At 59.6% G+C, this 22749-nt stretch carries 23 protein-coding genes; 11 read left to right on the top strand and 12 right to left on the bottom strand.

All coding sequences use genetic code 11. From position 1 onward, the window contains the following. Positions 1 to 38: 38 nt before the first annotated feature. The 4 genes from D882_RS0104770 to D882_RS0104755 form a co-directional block, all read right to left on the bottom strand. On the bottom strand, positions 39 to 311 hold the full coding sequence (locus D882_RS0104770) for an oxidative damage protection protein (RefSeq protein WP_010464608.1): 273 nt from the start codon (positions 309 to 311) through the stop codon (positions 39 to 41). Further along, positions 308 to 1375, bottom strand: a complete 1068-nt coding sequence (mutY, locus tag D882_RS0104765; protein ID WP_027922179.1) for an A/G-specific adenine glycosylase — start codon at positions 1373 to 1375, stop codon at positions 308 to 310. Before mutY ends, D882_RS0104770 begins: the two co-directional genes overlap by 4 nt. Further along, complete coding sequence (locus tag D882_RS0104760) at positions 1372 to 3597, bottom strand: AsmA family protein (protein WP_027922178.1); 2226 nt, start codon at positions 3595 to 3597, stop codon at positions 1372 to 1374. Before D882_RS0104760 ends, mutY begins: the two co-directional genes overlap by 4 nt. 79 nt (positions 3598 to 3676) lie before the next feature. After that, positions 3677 to 4081 carry an acetyl-CoA sensor PanZ family protein gene (locus D882_RS0104755; protein ID WP_027922177.1) on the bottom strand — a complete coding sequence of 135 codons (405 nt, stop codon included), beginning with the start codon at positions 4079 to 4081 and terminating at the stop codon, positions 3677 to 3679. Between the two features lie 222 nt (positions 4082 to 4303). On the opposite strand from D882_RS0104755, the gene D882_RS0104750 reads away from it, so the two are divergent. The 6 genes from D882_RS0104750 (at position 4304) to hisF (ending at position 9293) form a co-directional block, all read left to right on the top strand. After that, positions 4304 to 5968: an OFA family MFS transporter gene (locus tag D882_RS0104750; protein WP_027922176.1), complete on the top strand. Its 1665-nt coding sequence runs from the start codon at positions 4304 to 4306 to the stop codon at positions 5966 to 5968. 272 nt (positions 5969 to 6240) lie between these two features. Then, a complete protein-coding gene (hisB, locus tag D882_RS0104745) occupies positions 6241 to 6834 on the top strand; it encodes an imidazoleglycerol-phosphate dehydratase HisB (protein ID WP_003218037.1) in 594 nt (197 codons plus the stop codon). Beyond that, the gene (gene hisH, locus D882_RS0104740; RefSeq protein ID WP_027922175.1) at positions 6834 to 7472 is read left to right on the top strand and encodes an imidazole glycerol phosphate synthase subunit HisH; all 639 of its coding nucleotides are present in this window, start codon (positions 6834 to 6836) and stop codon (positions 7470 to 7472) included. Before hisB ends, hisH begins: the two co-directional genes overlap by 1 nt. Then, complete coding sequence (locus tag D882_RS0104735) at positions 7473 to 7733, top strand: DUF2164 domain-containing protein (protein WP_027922174.1); 261 nt, start codon at positions 7473 to 7475, stop codon at positions 7731 to 7733. Between the two features lie 42 nt (positions 7734 to 7775). After that, a complete protein-coding gene (gene hisA / locus D882_RS0104730) occupies positions 7776 to 8513 on the top strand; it encodes a 1-(5-phosphoribosyl)-5-[(5-phosphoribosylamino)methylideneamino]imidazole-4-carboxamide isomerase (protein ID WP_010464588.1) in 738 nt (245 codons plus the stop codon). 9 nt (positions 8514 to 8522) lie between these two features. Next, positions 8523 to 9293, top strand: coding sequence for an imidazole glycerol phosphate synthase subunit HisF (gene hisF / locus D882_RS0104725; protein ID WP_007972752.1), 771 nt, complete (start codon positions 8523 to 8525; stop codon positions 9291 to 9293). A 36-nt stretch (positions 9294 to 9329) separates the two neighbouring features. Here the strand turns inward: hisF and D882_RS0104720 are convergent, their stop codons facing one another. Beyond that, a complete protein-coding gene (locus tag D882_RS0104720; protein ID WP_027922173.1) occupies positions 9330 to 10859 on the bottom strand; it encodes a serine protease in 1530 nt (509 codons plus the stop codon). Positions 10860 to 11074: 215 nt separating this feature from the next. On the opposite strand from D882_RS0104720, the gene D882_RS0104715 reads away from it, so the two are divergent. Further along, on the top strand, positions 11075 to 11830 hold the full coding sequence (locus D882_RS0104715) for an ABC transporter substrate-binding protein (RefSeq protein ID WP_027922172.1): 756 nt from the start codon (positions 11075 to 11077) through the stop codon (positions 11828 to 11830). Between the two features lie 39 nt (positions 11831 to 11869). Here the strand turns inward: D882_RS0104715 and D882_RS0104710 are convergent, their stop codons facing one another. The 4 genes from D882_RS0104710 to gpmI form a co-directional block, all read right to left on the bottom strand. After that, complete coding sequence (locus tag D882_RS0104710; RefSeq protein WP_027922171.1) at positions 11870 to 12646, bottom strand: divergent polysaccharide deacetylase family protein; 777 nt, start codon at positions 12644 to 12646, stop codon at positions 11870 to 11872. A gap of 1 nt (position 12647) precedes the next feature. Next, the gene (locus D882_RS0104705; protein WP_027922170.1) at positions 12648 to 13964 is read right to left on the bottom strand and encodes a S41 family peptidase; all 1317 of its coding nucleotides are present in this window, start codon (positions 13962 to 13964) and stop codon (positions 12648 to 12650) included. Positions 13965 to 13996: 32 nt separating this feature from the next. Continuing rightward, positions 13997 to 15295, bottom strand: a complete 1299-nt coding sequence (locus D882_RS0104700; RefSeq protein ID WP_027922169.1) for a murein hydrolase activator EnvC — start codon at positions 15293 to 15295, stop codon at positions 13997 to 13999. A 184-nt stretch (positions 15296 to 15479) separates the two neighbouring features. After that, positions 15480 to 17009 carry a 2,3-bisphosphoglycerate-independent phosphoglycerate mutase gene (gpmI, locus tag D882_RS0104695; RefSeq protein ID WP_027922168.1) on the bottom strand — a complete coding sequence of 510 codons (1530 nt, stop codon included), beginning with the start codon at positions 17007 to 17009 and terminating at the stop codon, positions 15480 to 15482. A 419-nt stretch (positions 17010 to 17428) separates the two neighbouring features. On the opposite strand from gpmI, the gene D882_RS0104690 reads away from it, so the two are divergent. From D882_RS0104690 to secB, 3 genes are read left to right on the top strand one after another with little or no spacing between them, the layout of a single operon-like run. Beyond that, a complete protein-coding gene (locus tag D882_RS0104690; RefSeq protein ID WP_027922167.1) occupies positions 17429 to 17842 on the top strand; it encodes a rhodanese-like domain-containing protein in 414 nt (137 codons plus the stop codon). A gap of 1 nt (position 17843) precedes the next feature. After that, positions 17844 to 18098 (top strand): glutaredoxin 3, encoded by a 255-nt coding sequence (grxC, locus tag D882_RS0104685; RefSeq protein ID WP_027922166.1) that lies wholly within the window; start codon positions 17844 to 17846, stop codon positions 18096 to 18098. A gap of 41 nt (positions 18099 to 18139) precedes the next feature. After that, positions 18140 to 18631, top strand: a complete 492-nt coding sequence (gene secB, locus D882_RS0104680; protein ID WP_027922165.1) for a protein-export chaperone SecB — start codon at positions 18140 to 18142, stop codon at positions 18629 to 18631. Between the two features lie 111 nt (positions 18632 to 18742). Here secB and D882_RS0104675 read toward each other — a convergent pair whose 3' ends face one another. Then, positions 18743 to 19198, bottom strand: a complete 456-nt coding sequence (locus tag D882_RS0104675) for a tRNA (cytidine(34)-2'-O)-methyltransferase (RefSeq protein ID WP_027922164.1) — start codon at positions 19196 to 19198, stop codon at positions 18743 to 18745. On the opposite strand from D882_RS0104675, the gene D882_RS0104670 reads away from it, so the two are divergent. Next, positions 19197 to 19637, top strand: coding sequence for a hypothetical protein (locus tag D882_RS0104670; RefSeq protein ID WP_027922163.1), 441 nt, complete (start codon positions 19197 to 19199; stop codon positions 19635 to 19637). The two genes, D882_RS0104675 and D882_RS0104670, sit on opposite strands and share 2 nt — an antisense overlap. Positions 19638 to 20219: 582 nt before the next feature. On the opposite strand, the gene ntrC is transcribed toward D882_RS0104670, so the two are convergent. Both ntrC and glnL read right to left on the bottom strand, forming a co-directional pair. Next, positions 20220 to 21656 carry a nitrogen regulation protein NR(I) gene (gene ntrC / locus D882_RS0104665; protein WP_027922162.1) on the bottom strand — a complete coding sequence of 479 codons (1437 nt, stop codon included), beginning with the start codon at positions 21654 to 21656 and terminating at the stop codon, positions 20220 to 20222. Continuing rightward, complete coding sequence (glnL, locus tag D882_RS0104660; protein WP_008024908.1) at positions 21653 to 22738, bottom strand: nitrogen regulation protein NR(II); 1086 nt, start codon at positions 22736 to 22738, stop codon at positions 21653 to 21655. Before glnL ends, ntrC begins: the two co-directional genes overlap by 4 nt. Between the last annotated feature and the right edge of the window lie 11 nt (positions 22739 to 22749).

Genomic DNA, 22749 nt, shown 5'->3' with positions numbered 1-22749 from the left:
TTACCGTCGCTTACGATCCGCCCCCCGAGAAATCGGGATTATTCAGCCGGCGGCACGTAGCCGTCAGCCTTGGCGTATTCCTCGCCGGAGAAGTACTTGTCCATCTCGCCCTGAAGATATTTGCGGTCTTCGGCGTTCATCATGTTCAGGCGTTTTTCGTTGATCAGCAGGGTCTGGTGCTTTTGCCAGTCGGCCCAGGCCTTGGCCGAGACATGGTCAAAAATGTCTTGGCCTTTTGCGCCCGGGAAGGGAGCGCGTTCCAGGGCGGGCAATTCTTCTTTGTACTTGCGGCACATGATGGTGCGGGTCATGACAATTCTCCTGCGTTCAATACGGCGGCCGCGCGTTCGAGCAAGGTTTTGACCGGGGCGGCAAGGCCCAGGCGCGGCGGGGTGGCGAGGTTATACCAGAGCCAGTCGGCCTCGGCCACGTGATGGCCGGCCTCCTGGACATGGACCAGCCAGGGTTCGATGGACAATTGAAAATGGCTGAACGTGTGCACCAGGCTCGGTAGCGCCTGTTGGATGCCCAGTTCCAGCGAGTGTTGCGCGGCCAGATGGTGCAGGTCGTCGAGGTCATCGAGCTCCGGCAAACTCCAGAGACCGCCCCACAGGCCCGTGGAAGGCCGCCGGTAAAGCAGAACCGCGCCTTCGCCGTTGGCGAGCATCGGCATCAGCGTGCGCTTCTGTGGCACGGTTTTACGCGGTTTGGGGATGGGGTAGCGGGTTTCCAGGCCGAGCATGTGCGCTTCGCAGCCCTTTTCCAGCGGGCAGAGCAGGCAACTCGGTTTGCTGCGCGTACACAGCGTGGCGCCCAGGTCCATCATCGCCTGGGTGTAGGCGTTGACCCGATCATGCGGCGTAAAGCGCTCAGCGTTCGCCCATAGCTGTTTGGCGACCTTCGGCTCCCCCGGGTAACCCTCTTGCGCAGTAAAGCGCGCCAGGACGCGTTTGACGTTGCCATCGAGGATCGGCGCCCGCAGGCCCATGCTCAGGCTGGCGATGGCACCCGCCGTCGACAGGCCGATGCCGGGCAATTCAACCAGTTTTTCAACGTCGCGGGGAAACTCGCCAGCGTAGTCAGCGACAACAATCTTCGCGGTCTTCTGCAGATTGCGTGCGCGAGTGTAGTAACCCAGGCCGGTCCACAGGTGCAGCACTTCGTCTTCCGGCGCTGCGGCCAGGGCTTCGACCGTCGGCAACGAAGCCATGAAGCGGTCGAAGTAATTCAACACGGTGCTGACCTGGGTTTGCTGCAACATGATTTCCGAGACCCACACCCGATACGGGGTGATGCCCTGTTGCCAGGGCAAATCGTGGCGGCCGTGGCGGTCGTACCAATCCAGCACCGCCGTTGAAAACTGCTCGGCTTTCATCGCTTGAACAGCCCCTTCAATGCGTTTTTCAGTTCGGGACTGACCTTGTCGCCCAGCTTCTCGTCGATTTTTTCGCTGATCTTGTCGCCCGCCATTTTGCTCGCGACCTGACCCATGCGTTCGTTATCCAGACGGCAGGCCTTGGCACCAAGTTCCAGCGGACCCCGGCAACGCAGTGGCCACTCGACACCGACAAACTTGTCGCCGACCTGGCAAGCCGGGTCCGGCATGGCGCTGGTGTCGCCTTCGACGATGATGCCCACGCGGTAATCCATGCCCAGCACGCGCAGGTCGACGTCACCGTCGCCATTCACGGTCATGCCCGGGATGCGTACTTTCAGGTCCGGGTTGCTGGCCACGCCGTTACGGAAGGTCAGGTTGCCCTTGAGTTCCTGGAACGGCGTGTCCTTGCCCCGAGGCTCGCCGCTGAGGGTTTTGCGATTCAGGGTGGCGATGCCTTTGCACAGCTGTTGCTCAAGGTTGGCATTGAGCAGCACGCCGTTGTTGATGACGAAACTGGCGGTGCCGTTGAGGCTGTCGATCAGCGCTTTCTGGCTGTTACCGCTGCCGGTCAGCGCACTGTTGAGCGTCACCAGGCCTTTGACCGGTGGATTCTTGCCCTGGCTTTCGAGGATTTTTTCCACTGGCACTTTGCTGATGCGCGTCTGCATGTTCAGCGCAGGAACCTGCTGGCGCACATCGAGGGTGCCCTTGGCTTCGAAGTTGCCTTCGTACAGATCGCCGCGCAGGTTCTCCAGGGTCAGCAGGCCGCCCTGGCCGGAGGCCTTGAGCGCCGCGTTGTTGATCGGCAGCTTGTCGAGGGTCAACTGGCCAAAGGTCAGGTCGGCGTCCACGTCGAGCTTGCTCAAGCGCTCGACCGGCAGCAGGCGTTCGGTGCTCCAGGCTGTCTTGGTCGGCGACTCCGGCAGCGGTGTGCTGCCCGCGCCGGCCATGGCGTCGGCCTCGGTGCTGGCGACTTCGGCCTGACGCACTTGTGTCGCGCTGTTGGCTTCGGCGGATTTGGGTGGCAGATAGCGGTCGACGTTGAACGTGTCCGCCTTGAGGGCCGCGCGCAGCGATTGCTTGGCGAAGTCTTCGACAGCGATTCGGCCGCTGAAGGTGCTGTCATCGATTTTCAGGTTGATGTTGTCGAACGACACGCTGGTCGGCGTGCCGGCCACACGGCTGACCAGTTCGACTTTGCTCAGGCTGCCTTCGGCCATCGCTGGCAGTTTCTGGCCGATGCTGTCGACAAATTTCGCCAGGTCGAACTGGGCAATCGAAATGCCGCCACTGATCTGTGGGGTCTTGTCGAGGTCGTTGACCTTGAGCTCACCCAGTGCGCGCAGTTGGTTGGCGGAAATCTTGATGCCGGTCCATTCGGCGACGTTCGCCGCCTTATCCAGCAGCAATTGCCCTTGCGCCGCGAAGGTCATGGTCTTGCCCTGCAGCGGATCCCCTGCGACTTCGCCGGACAGTTTCATGTCTTCAAACTTGTAGCGCTGCAAGGCGCGTTCGAAACGCAGCTCGCCATTGAGCTCGGTGCGCACTCGCAGAACCGGTTGGTTGGTGCCCAGGAACGCGGTGAGTTTGACGGGAATATTGGTCGAGTCGTGGACCGGACCGGTGCTGAGCTGAATGCTCTCGGCGCTGAACTGCTTGCCCGTCTGCTCGTCGTTGTACTCAACGCGGGCGTTGTTGACGGTCAGGCTGTCGATGTCCAGACGAACGGGCTGGGCCGGTTTTTCCACTTGAACGGTGGTTTCCGGTGCCGGTTCGCCAGGAGTGGCCGGTGTCGTGGCCGCAGTGGCTGGCGCCGGGACCTTGCCGACGTCCTGCCAGTTGCCATGGCCGTCCTTGTCGCGGGTCAGGCGCAGGTTCAGGCCTTCGACGCGGACATCGCTCATTTGCACTTCGCGGCGCAGCAGCGGCAACACGCGCACCGACAGGCCGAGCATCTGCAAGTCGGCAAACGGCTCTGTCGGTTTGACCAGGGTCGCAACACTGGCGTCGTGCAACTCCAGGCCCAGCCACGGGAACAGGCTCCAGCCGATGTCGCCATTGAGCGTCAGCTCGATGTGGGCCTTGTCGCGGGCAATCTGGCGAATCTCGTCTTTATAGTCGTTGGGATCGAAGAGGTGGGTCAGGGCAAAGCCCAGCGCCACAATGATCAGCAACAGCCCGAGAAGTACCAGACCCAGGATTTTGCCGAACGCTTTCATGGGCGAGTCCTTGTAGTTAGTCAAATTCGAAATTTAGCCGGGGAGTATAGCGCTCCAATGCGGACGACCGGTCAGGCGATCACGCTGGTAACACATCCAGCGGCAGTTTCAGCTTGGCCGCCAGCGCCTGGGCTTCGAGATGCCCGGCGGGAGCCAGCAGGCGCAGGGTGGCGCCCGAATCAGAGGCCAATTTCTGCGCTTCGCTCACCAGCCGCTCGGCGACACCACGGCGTCGGGTAATTTTTCGTACGCAAAGTTGGGACAAGTGCCAAACGTCCTGGTGCCGTTGCAAACGCGCTGCGCCCAGCAGTCGATCATTGAAGCGTCCGGCGATCAGCGAACCGTCCCGCAAACAGCTTTCGATCAGCTGTACATCCCCGGAAAACGGGGCGTACAGCCAGTCCGGAGCGTCGCGGTAAATCTTCTGCAGATCTTGCTGATCCTGATAAGTGACCTCGTTCAGCGGTTCGACAATGATCGGCATGGCGTCTCCTTAAAGAGGTACGAGAACAGATGACTTACAAAAGGTGATATCAGTTTGGTTTTTCTGTCACGTGCAAATGGTAACCTTTGCCCGTTCGTCCGTCCCGCTGCGACCCGATGTCGCACAAAAAGGCACTTCACTCAACAAAACGGTCATGCGTGCGCATAAAGGCCGGGGGTGAGGAGTGGCTGGCGAACCCTACTAATAATTGGGGGATACACAATGACTACAAGCCTCGCGGCGGACGGCCTCTACGCCGGCCAGCCTGCGTTCCTGTCCAAGGAACGCATCATCGCCAAGCCCGGTTTCAACCGCTGGCTGGTACCACCGGCCGCGTTGGCCATCCACCTTTGCATCGGCATGGCCTACGGCTTTTCGGTGTTCTGGTTGCCACTGTCCAAAGCCTTGGGTGTGACCAAACCGGTGGCTTGTGCGCCGGACATGAGCTTTATCTCGCAAGTATTCTCGTCGCAATGCGACTGGCCGATCTCGATGCTCGGCTGGATCTACACCCTGTTCTTCATCTTCCTCGGCTGCTCGGCAGCGATCTGGGGCGGCTGGCTGGAACACGCCGGGCCGCGCAAGGCGGGCGTTGTATCGGCGCTGTGCTGGTGCGGTGGTCTGCTGATTTCTGCGCTGGGGATCTATACCCACCAGATCTGGCTGATGTGGGTCGGCTCCGGGGTCATTGGCGGTATCGGCCTGGGGTTGGGCTATATCTCACCAGTGTCGACGTTGATCAAGTGGTTCCCGGACAAGCGTGGCATGGCGACCGGCATGGCGATCATGGGGTTCGGTGGTGGCGCGATGGTCGGTGCTCCGCTGGCCGCAGCCCTGATGGGCCATTTCGCTTCGGCAGAAAGCGTGGGCGTGTGGCAAAGCTTCCTGGTGATGGCCGCGATCTACTTCGTGTTCATGATCGGTGGCGCACTGTCCTACCGCGTTCCGCCAACCGGCTGGAAGCCTGAGGGCTGGACCGCTCCGGCGAAAAAAGCCTCGAATGCGATGATCACTCACCGTCACGTTCACGTGAATGTGGCGTGGAAAACTCCGCAGTTCCGTCTGGTGTGGCTGGTGCTGTGCCTGAACGTATCCGCCGGCATCGGCATTCTTGGCATGGCGTCGCCGCTGTTGCAGGAAGTGTTCGGCGGTAAATTGATCGGTGTGGACCTGCCATTCGGTCAACTGGACGCCGGGCAATTGGCTTCGATTGCGGCGATTGCTGCCGGTTTCACCGGTTTGCTGAGCCTGTTCAATATCGGTGGCCGGTTCTTCTGGGCCTCGTTCTCGGACTACCTGGGTCGCAAAAACACCTATTTCGTGTTCTTCGCCCTCGGTTTCGCGCTGTACGCGTTGATCCCGAACCTCGGTCATCTGGGCAACGTTGCGCTGTTCGTGGCCGCGTTCTGCATCATCCTGTCGATGTACGGCGGTGGTTTTGCGACGGTCCCGGCGTATCTGGCGGATCTGTTCGGTACGCAAATGGTCGGTGCAATCCACGGTCGTCTGCTGACGGCATGGGCCGCGGCGGGCGTGTTGGGTCCGGTGTTGGTGAACTACCTGCGTGAGTATCAGCTGAGCATCGGCGTTGAACGTGCCGCCGCTTACGACATCACCTTGTACATCCTCGCGGGCCTGCTGGTGCTGGGTTTCCTGTGCAACCTGCTGGTGCGTCCAGTGGCCGACAAGTACTTCATGACCGACGCTGAACTGGCTGCCGAACAGGCGCTGGGCCACGACAAGGGCGCTGACAGCAGCACCGTGCTGGAGTGGAAAGCTGCGCCGGGCTCCAAGCCTTTGGCGATTGCTGCATGGCTGGTGGTGGGTATTCCGTTGGCGTGGGGTGTTTGGGTGACCTTGCAGAAAACTGCAGTCCTCTTCCACTAAGTAAACGCAGTACCCCTGTAGGAGTGAGGCCGGCTTGCCGGCGATAGCGGTCTGACAGTCGACAGAAATGTTGAATGTGAGGGCCCTATCGCCGGCAAGCCGGTCTCACTCCTACAGTTGTTTTGGGGTGTCCAAAATGGCTTGTATGGACATGTCTATCCCCGACAGCACGGGATTCTATCCGTCAGCCATATCACGTCTCGTGTTTCTGTTTCGGCCCCGCGCCCCTATAATGGCTGCCTTTTTCGCCCAATGATTTTGCGGAGCTGGTGATGGCCGAACGTAAGGCGTCAGTCGAGCGCGACACTCTGGAAACCCAGATCAAAGCCTCGATCAACCTGGATGGCACCGGAAAGGCCCGATTTGATATCGGTGTTCCTTTTCTTGAGCACATGCTGGACCAGATCGCCCGTCACGGGCTGATCGACCTGGATATTGTCAGCAAGGGCGACCTGCATATCGACGACCACCACACGGTGGAAGACGTCGGTATCACCCTGGGTCAGGCCTTCGCCAAAGCCATCGGCGACAAGAAAGGCATCCGTCGCTACGGCCACGCCTATGTGCCGCTGGATGAAGCGCTGTCGCGCGTGGTGATCGACTTCTCCGGCCGCCCCGGCCTGCAGATGCACGTGCCGTATACCCGCGCTACCGTCGGTGGTTTCGACGTTGACCTGTTCCAGGAATTCTTCCAGGGCTTCGTCAACCACGCCCTCGTCAGCCTGCACATCGACAACCTGCGTGGCACCAACACCCACCACCAGATCGAAACCGTGTTCAAGGCTTTCGGCCGCGCCCTGCGCATGGCCGTCGAGCTCGATGACCGCATGGCCGGTCAGATGCCATCGACCAAAGGCGTTCTGTAATGCAGACGGTCGCGGTTATCGATTACGGCATGGGCAACCTGCACTCGGTGGCCAAGGCCCTCGAGCACGTCGGTGCCGGCAAGGTCTTGATCACCAGCGATGCCGACGTGATTCGCGAAGCTGACCGGGTGGTGTTTCCCGGCGTCGGCGCGATTCGCGATTGCATGGCGGAAATTCGTCGCTTGGGCTTCGATTCGCTGGTGCGTGAAGTCAGCCAGGACCGCCCGTTCCTCGGCATCTGCGTGGGCATGCAAGCCTTGCTCGACAGCAGTGAAGAGAACGACGGCGTCGACTGCATCGGCCTGTTCCCGGGCGCGGTGAAGTTCTTCGGCAAGGACCTGCATGAAGGTGGCGAACACCTGAAAGTCCCGCACATGGGCTGGAACGAAGTGAAACAGAAGGTGAGTCACCCGCTGTGGCACGACATTCCGGACCTGGCGCGTTTCTACTTCGTGCACAGCTACTACATCGCCGCCGGCAATGCACGGCAGGTGGTCGGTGGCGGTCACTACGGTGTCGATTTCGCCGCGGCGCTGGCCGATGGTTCGCGTTTCGCCGTGCAGTTCCACCCGGAGAAGAGCCATACCCATGGCCTACAATTGCTGCAGAACTTCGCCGCGTGGGATGGTCGCTGGTAAATGGCCGTCAAGAAAACGAAGCCACCGATCCTGACCCTCACTCCTGAACAGGAGAACGAGGCCAACCAGAAGATCAAACGCTTCATGGAGGATCGCTTCGAACTGGACCTGGGTTCGTTCGAAGCGGCCGAAATCCTTGAACTGTTTACCCGTGAAATTGCTCCGCATTATTACAACAGGGCGATTTTCGATGTGCAGACGCACCTCAAAGAGAGGTTCGAAAGCATCGAAAGCGACTTGTGGGCGCTCGAGAAAAACTGATTTCCGAGCGAAGCTGAACACTCGAATTTGAAGGTTTGCCAGATGCTGATTATTCCCGCTATCGATCTCAAAGACGGTGCCTGTGTTCGTCTGCGCCAGGGCCGCATGGAAGATTCCACGGTGTTCTCCGATGACCCGGTGAGCATGGCTGCCAAGTGGGTGGAGGGCGGTTGCCGTCGTCTGCATCTGGTCGACCTGAACGGCGCCTTCGAAGGCCAGCCGGTCAACGGCGAAGTGGTCACCGCGATTGCCAAGCGCTACCCGAACCTGCCGATCCAGATCGGTGGCGGTATCCGTTCCCTGGAAACCATCGAGCACTACGTGAAAGCGGGCGTGAGCTACGTGATCATCGGCACCAAAGCTGTGAAAGATCCGGCTTTCGTGGCTGAAGCCTGCCGTGCATTCCCAGGCAAAGTGATCGTCGGTCTGGACGCCAAAGACGGTTTCGTCGCCACTGACGGTTGGGCGGAAATCAGCACCATTCAAGTGATCGACCTGGCCAAGCAATTCGAAGCCGATGGCGTGTCCGCGATCGTTTATACCGACATCGCCAAAGACGGCATGATGCAGGGCTGCAACGTACCGTTCACCGCCGCGCTGGCCGCTGCCACGCGCATTCCGGTGATCGCGTCCGGTGGTATTCACAACCTCGGCGATATCAAGTCGCTGCTCGACGCCAAGGCGCCCGGCATCATCGGCGCGATCACCGGCCGGGCGATCTACGAAGGCACCCTCGACGTCGCTGAAGCGCAAGCTTTCTGCGATTCGTACAAAGGCTGAGGACTGACCATGGCGCTGGCCAAACGCATCATCCCTTGCCTGGACGTGGACAACGGCCGGGTCGTCAAAGGTGTGAAGTTCGAGAATATTCGCGACGCCGGTGACCCGGTGGAAATCGCTCGTCGCTATGACGAGCAGGGTGCTGACGAGATTACCTTCCTCGACATCACCGCCAGCGTCGACGGTCGCGATACCACGCTGCATACCGTGGAGCGCATGGCCAGCCAGGTGTTCATCCCGCTGACCGTGGGCGGTGGCGTGCGTACCGTGCAAGACATCCGCAACCTGCTGAATGCCGGTGCGGACAAGGTCTCGATCAACACCGCTGCAGTGTTCAATCCGGAATTTGTGGGCGAGGCGGCGCAACATTTCGGTTCGCAGTGCATCGTGGTTGCCATCGATGCGAAGAAGGTCTCCGGCCCGGGCGAAACCCCGCGCTGGGAAATCTTCACCCACGGTGGCCGCAAGCCTACCGGCCTCGATGCCGTCGAGTGGGCGAAGAAGATGGAAGGCCTGGGTGCCGGTGAAATCCTGCTGACCAGCATGGATCAGGACGGCATGAAAAACGGCTTCGACCTTGGCGTGACTCGCGCTATCAGCGATGCGTTGGGTATTCCGGTGATCGCCTCCGGCGGCGTCGGCAACCTGCAGCATTTGGCCGACGGCATTATCGAAGGTCACGCCAGTGCAGTTCTGGCCGCGAGTATTTTCCACTTCGGCGAATACACCGTGCAGGAAGCCAAGGCTTACATGGCCCATCGCGGCATCGTGATGCGGTGAAGGCCCGTGGCCCGGAGAAGATGTTCCGGGCCTATGTTATGGATTAATCTGGGCGTTGGATGACGCAGCCTTATGAATCCCTGTCACGGGGCTCAGTAAGTCGGTCCTCGGTTCGGAAGCCTGTCCCGATTTGTCATAAGCAATGGAGCAGAGCTTCCCTGGAAGCTCCTCGCTATCAATCCAGAAGTCCATGTCCATGTCGTCGACGTATTTCTCAGGTTGATGACAGTCTGTTGTTGCTGCTGGACCAAATTTGATGGAATAGGTCCTATAGGGCTCTGCTGTTTTCGCCAGTGTCACATTGACGTCGCCCTTGATCGATAAATCGGGTGGCGAGGTTGGCTTGTTCTCCAGAACCTCGACCGGCAGGGACAGCGCATTTTTCAGAAGCCCTGATTCAGGTTCTTGCGCCAAGGAATCAACACCGAGAATGCAAAGAAAATAGAATCCGGGCTCCGTGCCTATCTCGGAATTGATGAAGGTATCAATTGAGCTTACGGCATCGCTGTAGTGATGGGGGCTCTCACAGTCCATTGCCGTGCGGACGCTTTTATGACGGTAAAAAGCAGTACTTATTGAAAATCGATAGTTCCACGTAGGGATGGCAATCGAACCGTTATCCTGCTGTTTGACCCTTTTGTATCTTTCCAGCTTATTCGCGTCCGTGTCGACGGTGAACGCCGGATAGAGCTGGCAAGACGACGGTGGGTTTTTAGCAATGCGGCCCTGCAAGAAGCACCCGTTGAGAAATGCCGTCGGGTTGCCGTACACATTCCCCGGCACAGCCAGATAGACATTTCCAACAGGTGTGCAGGGGGCATGATCGCGGCATGGAATGATGCTGTCATCAAAGTTCCCCGTTCCTATGACGCCTACGATCTCATTGGAGTATCGATCCAGTAAGGGGCTTCCAGAGCTGCCTCCCCGGATATCCTGACAGCGAGTCATAAACGTGTTTCGCCATACCCATGCACCTTCAACAATCTCCAGAGCGGGTTGTAAGGTGCAGGCGGCCATGCGCAATATGACGTCCTCAAAGCCTGTAGGGGCGCCCACGATCAACACATCGGTGTCGTTCGCCGGTGTATCCCGGGCCAGTTTCAACGGTTGTATGCCCTCATCGATGAGCTTTTGAAGGCTGACTTCCAGTTCAACGATAGCCAGATCAACGCCTTGCATGCTCCGCCATACCACCGCTTTCAACGGATAAGATTTGAATCCGGGAATGTCGGCGAAGAAATTGAACTGCATGGTTCCGCTTACCGGCTTGTCCGTTACGATGTTTCCGTTGGTCAATTCGATGCAGTGTCCAGCGGTGAGCACGTAAGCGGGAGTCGGTGGGGATGCCAGTTCATCGCGCGTGTCCAGAAGCGTTGCGGTGCATCTGGCACCATTGATTTCCAGGCGTCCGATACCTTGCCAGTGGTCCTGCGAACCATCGATGTTTTTAAGAACCCTGGAAGCAGCGAGATTTTGCAGGTTTTCTCCATAATCTCTGGTATCAGCGAAGCACGGTAGACATAGCGAACACAATGCGCTGATAAAAAGTACGGGGATCGAATTCATTGAATGGTGCCTCTGATTAATTATGTAAAACCGGCCTGTCGCCGGGTATTAGCAATTAATCAGGTGAGGCTGGGTGAAGGGCGGTAACTATCTACCACAGTGACTGTGACACTCATTTTGTTTGCGATGTCGATAAGGCTGTTATTAAAAGGCCAGTAGACAGTGTGGCGAGCTCAAGGCACTCTTGGGTACGCCATGGATTTCGGTAGCCAGACATGCTTAAACGCCTTCTTCTTATCCTCGCCAGCGCTTCTCTATTGCTCATCAATGGGGTGCGCGCCGAAGAAAGTCCCGACACCGACCTGGTGTTGCTGACGGAAAACTTCCCGCCGTACAACATGGCGAAGAACGGCAAAAACTTCGCTCAGGACGAGAACATTAATGGCATCGCCGTGGACATCGTCCGCGAGATGTTCAAACGTGCCGACATCACCTACAGCCTGACCCTGCGTTTCCCCTGGGAGCGCATCTACAAACTCGCGCTGGAAAAACCCGGTTATGGCGTGTTCGTGATGGCGCGTTTGCCCGACCGCGAGAAGCTCTTCAAATGGGTTGGCCCGATTGGTCCGGATGACTGGATCATGCTGGCCAAGGCTGACAGCAAGATCAGCCTTGAAACGCTGGATGACGCGCGCAAATACAAGATTGGCGCGTACAAGGGTGATGCGATTGCCGAGACGCTGGGCAAGCAGGGGTTGAATCCGATCGTTGTGCTGCGCGACCAGGACAACGCGAAGAAGCTGGTCAATGGCCAGATTGATCTGTGGGCCACGGGCGACCCGGCCGGGCGTTATCTGGCGCGGCAGGAAGGCGTGAATGGTCTGAAAACGATACTGCGTTTCAACAGCGCCGAACTGTATCTGGCATTGAACAAAGACGTGCCGGACGAAATGGTCGCCAAGCTTCAGGCCGCGCTGGATCAGCTGCGCAAGGAAGGCAAGGTGGACGAGATCATGGCGCGGTATCTCTAAGACCCAGTGATCAAAATGGGGGAGCGGCGGTGTGACGGATTACCGGTAAACGCCATCCTTGCCATGGGCGGCCGTCGCGCGGTTACCCCGCACGCTGATCATCTGCTTGATATCAATCCACTCAATCCCCTGCGCCTTCAGCTTCGGCAGCTCGCGTTCCAGTACCGCCAGTGTCTGCGGATACGGATGCCCGATCATCACCGCCGAACCCTGCTTGCGCGCCAGGCTGATCGCTGTCTGTAGCTGCGTGAAGATTGCCGCCTCGGTGCGCTCATCATCCAGAAACACATCCCGCGAAACACTCGCCAACCCGATCTTCTGCGCCTCGGCGGCAGCAACGGTTTGCGCGCTGGTACGGCTGTCGACGAAGAACTTGTGCCGTTGCTGCAAGTCCGCCATCAACCAGACCATGGCCGGTTGCTGTGCGGTCATGCGGCTGCCCATGTGATTGTTGATGCCCGCGGTGTAGGGCACGACCTTGAATGCCGCGTCGAGGCGCCTCTCAAGTTCTTCGATGGGCAGATCGGGATGCCAGGCGAACGGCCCCGTGGCCGGGTCCATCGGCATGTGCAGGATGACGATCTTGCCGGCGCGATGGGCTTCGCGGGCGAACTCGGTGGCGTGGGGCGTGTCGGGCATGATCGCCGTGGTCACCGGGCCGGGCAGGGCCAGCACGCGGCGATCCTGGGGCAGGTTCTGCCCCAGGTCATCGATGATCAGGCTGAGATACGCTTTTTGAGGGGCCGTCTCGACGGGGGCTGCGTGAGCAACACCCGTCAGGCAGAGCAATAAACCCAGGATAAACCGCTGGAACATCTCAGCGGCCGGACGTGATGCTCAACCCTTTGAGCAGGCTCAAGGCCTGGGCCAACTGGTAATCATCATCCTGTGGCATGGCCTTGGCTTTGCTGGAACTGGTCGGCTTGTCGGCGCCGCCGTTGCCATTGCCCAAGTGGCCTTGCAGGTCGGCTTCCTTGAAGTACTCGCCGTCCTGCTCGTTGGTGATCTTTGCCTTGCGCACTTCGATGTCCGGAACAATGCCCTGGGCCTGAATCGAGCGGCCGTTCGGCGTGAAATACAACGCCGTCGTGATCTTCAGCGCGCGATCGTTGTTCAGTGGCAGTACGGTTTGCACCGAGCCCTTGCCGAAACTGGTGGTGCCCATCAGCACAGCGCGTTTCTGATCCTGCAAGGCACCGGCGACAATCTCGGACGCCGAGGCACTGCCGCCGTTGATCAGCACGACCATTGGCACGGCTTCGCTTTCGTCCTTGCCGGTCGCGGAGAAGCGCAGCTCGGAGTTGGCGATACGGCCCTTGGTGTAGACGATCAGGCCCTTCTTGATGAAGTGGTCGACCACTTCCACCGCGGCCTGCAGCACGCCGCCAGGGTTGTTACGCAGGTCGAGGATGATGCCGTTGAGCTTCTTGCCGTTTTCCTTGCGCAGCTTGGCGAGGGCCTGGGAGACCTCTTCGCCGGTCTTGACCTGGAATTGCGTGATGCGGATGTAGCCGTACCCGGATTCCAGCAATTGCGACTTCACGCTCTTCACTTGAATGATGGCGCGGGCCAGGGTGACGTCGAACGGCGTGCCGCCATCGCGCACCAGGGTCAGGGTGATTTTCTGGCCGATCTTGCCGCGCATCTTGTCCACGGCTTCGGTCATGCTCTGGCCGCGAGTCGGCTGGCCGTTGATCTTGACGATGAAGTCGCCGGCTTGAATACCTGCCTTGGAGGCGGGGGTGTCATCGATCGGCGAAACCACCTTGATGAAACCGTCTTCGGCGCCGACTTCGATGCCCAGGCCGCCGAATTCACCGCTGGTGCTTTCCTGCAGTTCGGCGAAATCTTCCGGGCCCAGGTAGGCGGAGTGCGGATCGAGGTTGCTGAGCATGCCTTTGATGGCGTTTTCCAGCAGGGTCTTGTCGTCCACCGGCTCGACATAAGCGGCTTTGATCCGGTCCATGACCTCGGCAAAGGTGCGCAATTCTTCCAGCGGCAACGGCGCCTTGGTCGTCGCGGCAGTGCCCGCAGGCGCGACTGCCGGGGCCGGTTGAGCGGCGAACGCCAGAGGCGCGCCGATCACCAGGGCGATCGTCAGGGCCAGCGAGGTAAGGCGGGACAAATGCAGCATGTCTAACGAACTCCTGAAATTAGGTAGCGTGCTTATCCTTGCGCGCGACACCATTGCGCCGGATCACTCGGGTGACCCTGCTGACGAATTGCGAAATACAGCGCTGGTGTGTCCTGCCCGCCGCTGTTACCGACAGTGGAGATGGACTCACCGGCTTTTACCACGTCACCCGCAGACTTGAGCAGCGTCTGGTTGTGACCATAAAGACTCAAAAAACCGTTGCCGTGGTCGAGAATCACCAGCAGCCCGGCGCCACGCAACCAGTCTGCAAACACCACGCGACCACCATGCACGGCATGCACCTGGCTGCCGGCGGAGGCGCTGATCATCACGCCGTCCCACTTGGTGCGGGCATCGTCGCCACGGGATTCGCCGAAGCGTGCCAACAGTCGACCATCAACCGGCCAGGGAAGTTTTCCCCGGGTTGACGCGAAAGGGCCGCCAAAGGTCTCGCCGGAACTTGAAACCAGGGCGCCAGGTGTCGATTTAACCGGTTTGCGTGGGGCGTCGGTGTTCTCTGCGTCTGCAGCCGCCTGGGCCTCACGTAAACGCTTTTTTTCGGCTTCCTGCTGGGCGATCAGCGCTTTTTTCCGCGCTTCTTCTGCCTCACGGGCCTGGCGAGCCAAGGTTTCTTCAATGGTTTTAAGGACTTTAGACAGGTCTGCCTGATCCTGCTCGCGGGATGCCAGTTTCTGGTCGCGCGCCTTTACGTCGTCGTTGAGCTTGGCCAGGACTTGCTGGCGTTCCTTGCGGACTTTATCGAGCTCATCGCGCTGGGTGTCGAGGCTGCTCTTCTGCACCAGCAACTGCGCCTGTTGGGCGTCGATGTCTTTTTCGACATTGGTCAGTTGGCGCAGGGTTTCGTTGAAATTCTTTAGCTGCTCCAGGCGGGCCTGGCTCAGGTAGTCGTAATAGGTGAGGGTGCGGGCGAATTTTTCCGGGTTCTGCTGATTGAGCAGCAGCTTCAGGTATTCCTCACGGCCGTTCTGATAGGCCGCCCGGGCCTGAATGGCGATCAGTCGTTGCTGTTCAGTGCGCGCGCTCTGGAGTTTTTTTTTCTCTGCATCGAGTCGCTGCAGCTCGGATTCGCTTTTCTTCAGTTCTTTTTGCAGGGCATCGACCTGCTTCTCGAGCTTGCCCATTTCGGTCTCGGTGCCTTTGAGTTCTTTCTGCACACCGGATTTTTCTTCCTGGAGCTTGCCCAGCAGTTTTTTCAGCTCGGCAATGTCCTGACGCGTGGCGTCCAACTGTTGTTGGGTTTGCTCGCGCTCGTCAGCAAAAGCCGGTTGGAGCAGGCAAGTCAGTGCAAGGGCTATCAGGACGCGGAGCATAGAGGCGGGCGACACCAGGGAAAGGGACGGCCTAGTATGCCCGCCAAGCGTGGCAAAAAAAATGCCCAATTGGGACTGTGTGATAACTGGACAAAAAAACACCCCAAAACCAATGTGGGAGCGGCGATGCGACGATTCGACTTGCTCGCTCCCACAGGGTTTCGGTTGTGTTCGAGCGAGCGGGTTACACCAGAATCGATGTCCCGGTCATTTCCGCCGGTTTTTCCAGGCCCATCAGCATCAGCATGGTCGGTGCCACATCCGCCAGTACGCCGCCTGCACGGACCTTGAGGTCACGCTTGCCGACATAGATGAACGGCACCGGCTCGGTAGTGTGCGCGGTGTGCGCCTGACCGGTGGCTTCATCAGCCATCTGCTCGACGTTGCCATGGTCGGCAGTGATCAGCGCTTCGCCACCGACCTTTTCCAGGGCTTCGACGATACGCCCGACGCACCGGTCCAGGCATTCAACCGCTTTCACCGCGGCATCAAACACGCCGCTGTGGCCGACCATGTCGCCGTTGGCGTAGTTGACCACGATCACGTCGTAACGCTGGTGTTCAATGGCATCAACGATGCGATCGGTCACTTCCGGCGCGCTCATCTCGGGCTGCAAATCATAGGTAGCGACTTTCGGCGACGGGATCAGGATGCGTTCTTCGCCCGGGAACGGTTCTTCACGACCGCCGGAGAAGAAGAAGGTCACGTGGGCGTATTTTTCGGTTTCGGCGATGCGCAGTTGCGTCTTGCCGTTTTTCGCCAGGTAATCGCCGAGCACGTTTTCCAGGCTGCCGGCGGCGAAGGCCGATGGCGCGGGAATGCTCGCGGCGTATTGGGTCAGCATGACGAAACCGGCCAGTTTCGGCTGACGGCTGCGTTCGAATTCCTTGAAACCGTCTTCGACGAACACGCGAGTCAGCTCTCGGGCGCGGTCGGCGCGGAAGTTCATGAACACCACGGCATCGCCGTCTTCGACCTTGACCGGCTCGCCGATGGAGGTGGCTGTGACAAACTCGTCGCTCTCGCCACGGGCGTAGGCGGCTTCCAGACCTTCCTGGGCGGTGGCGGCGTTGAACTCGCCTTTGCCGTCGACAATCAGGTTATAGGCCTGGGACACGCGGTCCCAACGGTTGTCGCGGTCCATGGCGAAGTAACGGCCGATGATGCTGGCGATCCGGCCTTTGCCCAGCGCCTGGAAGGTCGCGTCGAGCAGTTCGATGGACGACTGAGCGCTTTTTGGCGGCGTGTCGCGGCCATCAAGGAAGGCGTGCAGGTAGATTTTTTCAGCGCCGCGCTTGAACGCCAGTTCCGCCATGGCGATCAGGTGGTCCTGGTGGCTGTGAACGCCGCCATCGGACAGCAGGCCCATGAAATGCACGGCTTTGCCGGCGGCAACGGCTTTATCCACGGCGGCGCAAATGGTCGGGTTCTCGAAAAACTCGCCATCGCGGATCGATTTGGTCACGCGGGTGAAGTCCTGATACACCACACGGCCGGCGCCGAGGTTCATGTGGCCGACTTCAGAGTTGCCCATCTGGCCGTCCGGCAGGCCGACATCCATGCCGCTGCCGGAGATCAGGCCATTCGGTACGGTAGCCCACAAACGGTCCAGTACGGGCTTCTTCGCGGCAAAGATGGCGTTGGATTCAGGGCTCTCACTGTGACCGAAGCCATCGAGAATAATCAGGACCAAAGGTTTAGGCGTGGTAGTCATGGATTCCACTCGTGGCTGAGGTTAAAAGAGGGCGATTAAAAAGGGAGTGGCAAGTTTAGGACGTGTTGACCCTCAATTGCGAGTCGCGTTTGCCCTGTGAGCGTGCCAGGCAAGGCGCGGGACGTGGGTAAGGGTTGTTTCGTTGCCGAGTCCCGCAACGCAGCATGGCGCGCTCACAGGGCAAACCCGGAGGGTCACGCCCCGTAAAGCGCAATCCGTCGTTATTCGTCGTTCATTTGAAACGCCAAACCTCACTCCTCATGCCTAGTCTTGCGATTTACGGGGCGCGGCGCGACTCGCAATTGAGGGTCAACACGCCCTACAGCCAAGTTCCGGCCACGTCACCGCCGGACGGGGTTTGGCCCACCATAGTGGCTGTGTATACTGGCCGACATTTTAACGCCCTGGAACCTCCTTCGATGGTTGCTCACCTGATTGAATTTGCCACTAACCACTACATTCTTGTCGGTATCTTCGTCGTACTGCTGGCGGCGCTGATTGCCTATCAAATGCAAGGCGGCGGCCGTAGCCTGAGTACCGGTGAATTGACCGGGCTGGTCAACAAGGACGCAGGCGTCGTGATCGACATCCGTTCGAACAAGGACTTCGCCGCCGGTCACATCGTTGGCGCGTTGAACATTCCTCACGACAAACTGACCGCGCGCATCGGCGAACTGGAAAAGCACAAGGCCAAGACCATCATTCTGGTCGACGCCCTGGGCCAGACCGCCGGTACCCATGCCCGCGAACTGATGAAATCCGGCTTCACCGCCGCCAAGCTCTCCGGTGGTATTTCCAGCTGGAAGGGCGACAACCTGCCGTTGGTGAAGTGATATGAGCAACGTCGTCGTCTATTCCAGCGATTACTGCCCCTACTGCTCGCGAGCCAAGTGTCTGCTCGAGAACAAAGGCGTGGCCTTCGAAGAGATCAAGGTCGATGGCAAGCCGCAGGTGCGCGCCGCCATGGCTCAGAAAGCCGGACGTACGTCCGTGCCGCAGATCTGGATCGGCAGCACCCACGTGGGTGGTTGTGATGATTTGTTTGCCCTTGAGCGCGCCGGTAAGCTCGACGCCATGCTCAAGGCCTGAATACCTTCCCTATAAGACCCCAAGATCAGAAAGGATCTGAGATGACTGACCAACAGAACACTGCAGCTAGCGAAGAAGAAACCGCACCGCAATTCTCCTTGCAGCGCATCTACGTACGTGACTTGTCCTTTGAAGCCCCGAAAAGCCCGGCGATTTTCCGCCAGCAGTGGGAGCCGAGCGTCGGTCTGGATCTGAACACCCGTCAAAAGGCTCTGGAAGGCGATTTCCACGAAGTCGTGCTGACCTTGTCCGTGACCGTGAAAAACGGTGAAAACGGCGAAGTGGCGTTCATCGCTGAAGTGCAACAGGCCGGGATCTTCCTGATCAAGAACCTGGACGACGCTTCGATGAGCCACACCCTTGGCGCGTTCTGCCCGAACATCCTGTTCCCGTACGCTCGCGAAACCCTGGACAGCCTGGTCACCCGTGGTTCGTTCCCGGCCCTGATGCTGGCACCGGTGAACTTCGACGCGCTGTACGCACAAGAACTGCAACGCATGCAGGCGGCTGGCGAGACTCCGACCGTTCAATAAGCTGCGCTGCTGAAAATTGCGGGCGAGCCCGCTCCCACAGGATTGTGCAAAACCTGTGAGAGCGGGCTTGCCCGCGATTGTTTCTGTCAGGCAAAAATGATGGCCGGATTATTACTTGAACCCGAGTTGACGCCAGCCTTCATAAACGGCGACGGCCACGGTGTTCGACAGGTTCAGGCTGCGACAGCCTTCACGCATCGGCAAACGCAGGCGCTGGTCGCCGGGCAGGGCGTCGAGCACGTCAGCCGGCAGGCCTCGGCTTTCCGGACCGAACAGGAAGGCATCGCCCTCGGCGAAGCTGGCATCGTGGAACGGTCGCGAACCCTTGGTGGTGAAGGCGAACAACCGGGGATGGCCAAGGCTTTCCAGGCAGCTGGCGAGGTCGGCGTGGCGCTGCAGGGTGGCGTATTCGTGGTAGTCGAGGCCGGCCCGGCGCAGGCGCTTGTCATCCATCTCGAAGCCCAGCGGCTCGATCAAATGCAGGTGGCAGCCACTGTTGGCGCACAGCCTGATAACGTTGCCGGTATTCGGCGGAATTTCTGGTTGAAAAAGGATGACGTGAAACATGCACGGCTCCGAAGATAAAGATGACGGGCATTCTACGCCGCCAAAGGACCCCCGTTCGAAACTATTCCCGCGTGTGCTCGGTTCGTTGGCGATTGTCGGGATGATGGTGGGGCTGATGATTGGTCGCCTGACCGCGCCAGACCCGACGGTCTTGCAGCAAGTGGAGGTCACCAGCGACGGCCTGGTGGTGTGGTTCAACAACGAACCCAAAAGCCACGGCGAGTTTGTCGACGGTAGCCTCGCGCTGCTGTTCGAGGCTGAAGGCAAGGCGCAGAAAGGTCAGCTCAGACTCGACGATAAAAACGTCAACTGGCGAGTTCGTTTGAGTGATGGGGGGTTGTTGCTGTCGGTGGTGGCGGCCCGGCCACTGCAAGGCGAGTGGGCCGGAAGCGAGGTCAATGACCGCTGGCGACTGGAGATCCATCTCCGGGAGCAATAAAAGAGGGAATCCCCGGCCTGCCTGTACCAAGGTTCCCAAAACGGCGGGGCTCGCGCATTGCGTCGTGAGCCCGGTGTAAAGAAGGAACCCCTGACCTGCCTGTATCAAGGGCCCCAAAACGGGTGGGCTCGTCGCTTGTGCGGTGTGAGCCCGATGTAAAGAGGGGAATCCCCGGCCTGCCTGTACCAAGGTCCCCGAAACCGGGTAGTGAACTGAATCACTGAATGGACTATTGCAGGGGGCGTGCCAGTTTTTAACAAGTTGAAACAGAAAGCCGCGCTGAAACGTCGAAAGCCCCGTATTCCGGGGCTTTCGTGTTTTTTCGATAGGGGTTCGATTGCGAAAAGTGATGGGGTGATGGATCAGTGTTTGTGCGCGATTGCGGTTCACGGTGCATTCAGTCGGTGCACAGAGCTCTAAATGTAGGAGTCAGCCTGCTCGCGATTGGATTTGGCTGTTGATCGTTCCCACGCTCTGCGTGGGAATGCAGCCCGGGATGCTCCGCGTCCCCAGTTGAAGTGGACGCAGAGCGTCTATTGAGGCATTCCCACGCGGGAGCGTGGGAACGATCAGGTGAAGGGTTTAGCCCTCATCCCCCTCATCATCATCCCCACCATCCACCTTCATCCCCAGTTCCTTGATCTTGCGCGTCAGGGTATTACGCCCCCAACCCAACAAGACCGCAGCATCGCGGCGGCGGCCGGCGGTGTGTTTGAGGGCGGTCTCGATCATGATCCGTTCGAAAGCCGGCACGGCGGTGTCCAGCAGGCTCGACTGACCCCGCGCCAACGCCTGATCGGCCCACTGGCGCAGTGCTTGTTCCCAGTTGGTCACCGGCGCCGAATCCTGTGGCAGGCTCAGCAGTTCAGGCGGCAGGTCGCTGATGTGTACTTCGCGACCCGATGCCATCACCGTGATCCAGCGGCACGTGTTCTCCAGCTGACGGACGTTGCCGCCCCACGGCAAGTTCTTCAGGTATTCCTCGGTTTCGCTTTTCAGCAGCTTCGGCTCGACCGCCAGTTCTTGCGCGGCGCGGCTGAGGAAGTGCTTGGCGAGTGTCGGGATGTCTTCGCGACGGTCCGACAGGCGCGGAATGTGGATGCGGATCACATTGAGGCGGTGGAACAAGTCCTCACGGAACTTCCCGGCGTGCACCAGGGTTTCCAGGTTCTGGTGAGTGGCGGCGATGATTCGCACATCGACCTTCACCGGCACATGACCGCCAACGCGGTAGAACTCGCCGTCGGCCAGTACCCGCAGCAAACGGGTCTGGGTGTCGGCCGGCATGTCGCCGATTTCATCAAGGAACAGCGTGCCGCCATCCGCTTGCTCAAAGCGACCGCGACGCAGGTTGGCCGCGCCGGTGAACGCGCCTTTTTCGTGGCCGAACAGCTCGGATTCCATCAAATCTTTCGGAATTGCCGCCATGTTCAGCGCGATGAACGGCGAGGCCGCCCGTGGGCTGTGGCGGTGCAGGGCGTGAGCCACCAGTTCTTTACCGGTCCCGGATTCGCCGTTGATCAGCACCGTGATGTTGGAGTGGCTCAAGCGCCCGATGGCGCGAAACACTTCCTGCATCGCCGGTGCTTCGCCGATGATTTCCGGAGTACGGGTCAGGGCGACCGGGACTTCCAGGCCTTGCTGTTCCTGAGCGTGCTGATTGGCGCGCTTGACCAGGGAGACGGCTTCATCGACATCGAACGGCTTGGGAAGGTACTCAAACGCGCCGCCCTGATAGGACGCGACAGCGCTGTCCAGATCGGAGTGAGCGGTCATGATGATGACCGGCAACCGTGGGTGCTGTTCGCGAATCCGTGCCAGGAGGTCCAGGCCGCTGGCGCCCGGCATGCGGATGTCGGAGATGATCACGTCCGGTTGCTGGCGCGCCAGGCGGCTCATCACGCCATCGGCGCTGTCGAAGCTTTGCGTGGTCATGCCTTCCTGCTGCAAGGCTTTTTCCAGGACCCAACGGATAGAACGGTCGTCATCGACGATCCACACGGTTTCACTACGGCTCATGTCGATGTGGCTCCTTGTTCCAGTGGCAGAAAGATCGAGAAAGTGGTGTGGCCTGGGTGGCTGTCACATTCGATCAAGCCCTGGTGCTGGCTGATGATGTTCTGGGTAATGGCCAGGCCCAGCCCGGTACCGTCCGGGCGACCGCTGACCATGGGAAAGAAGATGGTTTCCTGAAGTTCCGCAGGAATGCCCGGACCGTTGTCGATGATTTCGATCTTGGTCACCAGGCGATGGCGCACGTGGCCGATGGTGAACTGGCGCATGGCGCGGGTGCGCAGGCTGATGCGGCCCAGGCGCAATTCGTTCTGGCTGCTGATGGCCTGCATCGCGTTGCGCACGATGTTCAGCACCGCCTGAATCATTTGTTCGCGGTCGATCAGCACGTCTGGAATGCTCGGGTCGTAATCGCGCACCAAGGTGATGCAGCCCTGGCTTTCCGCTTCCACCAGATGGCAGACGCGCTCCAGCACTTCGTGGACGTTGCACATGGCCAGCGACGGCAATTTGTTGGAGCCGAGCATGCGGTCGACGAGGTTTCGCAGGCGATCGGCTTCTTCAATGATGACGTTGGTGTAATCGCGCAGGCTTTCTTCCGGCAGTTCGCGGGCGAGCAGTTGCGCCGCGCCGCGAATCCCGCCCAGCGGATTCTTGATCTCGTGGGCGAGCCCGCGGACCAGCATCTTGCTGGTTTCCTGCTTCGACAACTGCGCCTCTTCCTTGGTGATCCGCAGCAGGCGGTCACGGGGATGGACTTCCAGCAACAGCATGGTGGCGCCGTTGGCCAGGATCGGCGTGACCGCGTAATCGACAGTCAGGGTCTGGCCGGTGAGGGCCGTGAGCATCGCTTCGCGTTTGGTGAACGGGTGCGCCTGCTCGACCGCCTGGCGCAGGGAATTCAGCGCCTCGGTGGATTCGGTGAACAACTCACTGATGAACTGCCCATGGCTGCGCTGGCCGCTGATGGCCAGCAGCATTTCCGCCGCCGGGTTCATGTACTCGAGGCGCAATTCGGCGTCGAGCAGGATGGTGGCGGTGGTCAGGTTGTCGAGTAGCAAGCGGTGTAGTGCGTCGCTAATGGTCATCAGGACCTCTT

Origin of the sequence: Pseudomonas sp. URMO17WK12:I12, from assembly GCF_000514395.1 — a bacterium.
In the GTDB taxonomy this organism is placed as follows: Bacteria; Pseudomonadota; Gammaproteobacteria; order Pseudomonadales; family Pseudomonadaceae; genus Aquipseudomonas; species Aquipseudomonas mucoides.
This window is presented reverse-complemented; position numbering and strand designations above follow the sequence as displayed.